The 2,978-nt window shown below is 48.0% G+C and carries 1 protein-coding gene; it reads right to left on the bottom strand.

The genetic code is table 11. From position 1 onward, the window contains the following. Positions 1 to 2,978 (bottom strand): beta strand repeat-containing protein (locus ACP45E_RS18515; protein ID WP_158008394.1); only part of this gene is annotated, 2,978 nt, incomplete at both ends.

Raw genomic sequence — 2,978 nt, forward strand, 5'->3', positions numbered from 1 at the left:
GACCCGCTCTTCCGATCTTCTACACCCGTATAACCAATATTGAGGCCTGCTCCAAAGATGCCGTCCTCGGTGATCATAAAGTTATCATCACCTTCTGTACCCAGTACCACCACCTTATCATTACCCGCACCACCATCTATTTTCAATGCTGCGTTGATGCTGTATTCAATCTTATCTTCGCCCTCACCACCGAACAGTTCAACATCAACACTGTTGTTACTTAGCCCACTGTCCTTGAGTAAAAAGGCACGAACAATAAAGCTGTCATCGCCATCTTCACCGTAGAGCTTGGTAATGGCTTTGTTTGAATAGACTTTGATGTTGTCGTGACCATCACCGCCATAAATGACCATAGGCAAGCTGTTACCTTTACTCAAGAAGCCCAATGTCGTTTCTGTCGTTTCTATCTCGTCTCCAACGGCTACCGTTCCTAAGCTCGACTGACGATCGCTACCGAACAGTTGCCCAATTTGGAAGGTGTCGTCATCCGCACCACCATCAAGTGTCACAATGGTGCTGGTATCATCACTGACAAAGTTGTCTTTGCCTGCTAAACCATTGATAGTAAGACGAGCATTGATGTTGCCATCATAGTTGATCCGTTCAACCGTGCTTCCGTATCCACCATTGCCATCCTCGTGCATTGCTGCAACAAAGTTCGCTCGAATAAGAAAGTGATCATCGGTCGCTAGGCCATTGATCGTCAGAGTATCGGCCCCGTTATTTGCGGCGCCAGAATCAACAACATCAATGAGGTATTCTGCATTATTTCCTGTTCGGTTAATGGTGTATTGGTCGCTGCCCCCCTCACCGTCGATGGTGAAAGAACCCGAACGGGTGTGTAGTTGGTTGACCGTAATGGTGTCGTTACCCGCTCCGCCATCGATAGTGACGTCACCGAGTATGCTTTGAGCATCAATAACAATGGTGTCGGCGTCCGAACCCGTATCAATATTAATCGTAGTCGCCTTCACTGTGCCAGTCACTGTGACGGAATCTTGGTCGGTGTTACCGGAAATCACTAACTGGCTTCCCGCAGTCACAGAGCCTTGAATATCAACAGCTGCACCTTCTGAGTCGTTATTTCCTATATCACCTTGGTCAATCTGAATCGTAATCGCCTGTGCTGCGTTTAGCACTGCGTTCTGACTCAAGATAAATCCATCACCTGAATTGATGTTAATACTGGCTGAAGTGGACAGCGTAACGCCGTCTGAAATCACAATGTCGTCATTCGCTGAATTATCCGTAGAGATGAGGTTGATATCCCCCACTGCCGTAATATTTTCAGTGATGGTGATCGGGCTTCGGGTAACAATATGAACGCGACCTCCGGCCAACAGTCCATTCTGCGCGCCTGTCACGACACCACCAATATTTAACGCACCGGTGTTTTCAACGTACGTGTTACCCGTCGTCGACTGCCCTTGAATGCCACCGAGCTCCGTTGTGAGGGCGTTATCAGCCGTACCAATATCTTTTGCTGCAAAGAGATAAGCTTTACCTGAAATGATATTCGCGCCGGATTGACGATCATTGAGTATTCGACCGTTAGAGGCGGCAATAAAGGCGATACTTGCAGCGCCAGCACTCACTTGGTCTAAATAGAGATCACCGGCCATTTCAATAAGATGCGTGTTCTCTGAACTGGTCACGGTGAGGTTATCCCCCGTTTGTGAGCCGGTGTCGATTTCTAGGTCATTCCCAAACTCACCTACCGTATCTAGACGTGCAATCAGCTCAATGCTCGCACCAATAATATCGGCTATTTCACTCGCTTCGTCGGCCACACCATCTACAATCGCAGTGTGAGCAACCAATTTCACGTCTCCATTGCTTGATGCGATATGTTCAACGCCCATGGCCAGCTCTGTCTCGTTCAATGCAATATCGTTCAATGCATTGGCCGTGATAAGGCCGCCTGTCAGGTTGATATCAAGCAGGTTATCCATGCGTCCAATCGTTCCACTGTCTGCGGATAGAACCACATCCTGTGCTCGAATGTTTTCGTATTCATGATTAAGTGCATCGAGAATAGAGCCGCTTGACGCGAACAAATCAACCTTTCCATTACTTGAATAGATCGTAGCGACATTAATGTCAGAATTGATCTCTGTGATCACAATGTCTTGTTTAGCACGTGCGGTGAGCGTTGCATCCGTTCCAAGATCAATCGTGAAGCGATTCTGGTCTGAACCAATGGCGCCATTACCCGCTTCTAGAATCAGTGTCGAAGACGCTGTCACTGAAGCGCCATTACCTACACCGTCCGTTAACGATCCTTTACTCTTAATACGAACGTTGTCACCCGAAACCACACCGATATGCATGTCACTTTCTGAGCCTAAGTAAACATTGTTCGTGGCCTTAGCATCCAGCGTGCCTGCCAGTACCACATCAATGTCTTCTCGTTGATCAATAACGACTTTGGTTAACACCGCTTGGCGGTAGTCTGCGGCGTTCAGTATCGCTGTCGCTGTTCCTTGCGTTTCATCTAGGTCAAGAACCCCCTGAGCTATGCGTTTTATCTGGTAAATGTCGCCATTAACGTCAACGATATCGTCAACAGTCAGCCCTAAATCGGTCCAGCTCTTACCATGACTGTTAACAATAGTTGTTAGGCCTGGGCTACTGCTAATTGCCGCCACATCCAGTCGTACCGCAATCTCTACCGAAAGGTCATTAGTGGTCAGGGTTAATGCCTCTTTCGTGACGGATTGAATCTCGTAGTAGGTCCCTTCATCGTTCGCGTTCGCGCTGTCGCCTGCGATACGGATCTGCATACCAGCAACGAAGCCTTCAGCCAACCAGCTTCCTGTTGAGCGAACCAGTGCGTCTCCATCGTTTGACTCAATAACATCAACAAGGACATTTTGTGTACGCTCCTCGAGCAAGAAGTACACATCGTTTCGTTCTGCTGCTGCCAGTTGCACTCGCTCCTCTTCGCTATAATCACCATCTAAAACAATTTCAACACT

It is taken from the genome of Vibrio genomosp. F10 str. 9ZD137, assembly GCF_049974785.1.
Lineage (GTDB): Bacteria > Pseudomonadota > Gammaproteobacteria > Enterobacterales > Vibrionaceae > Vibrio.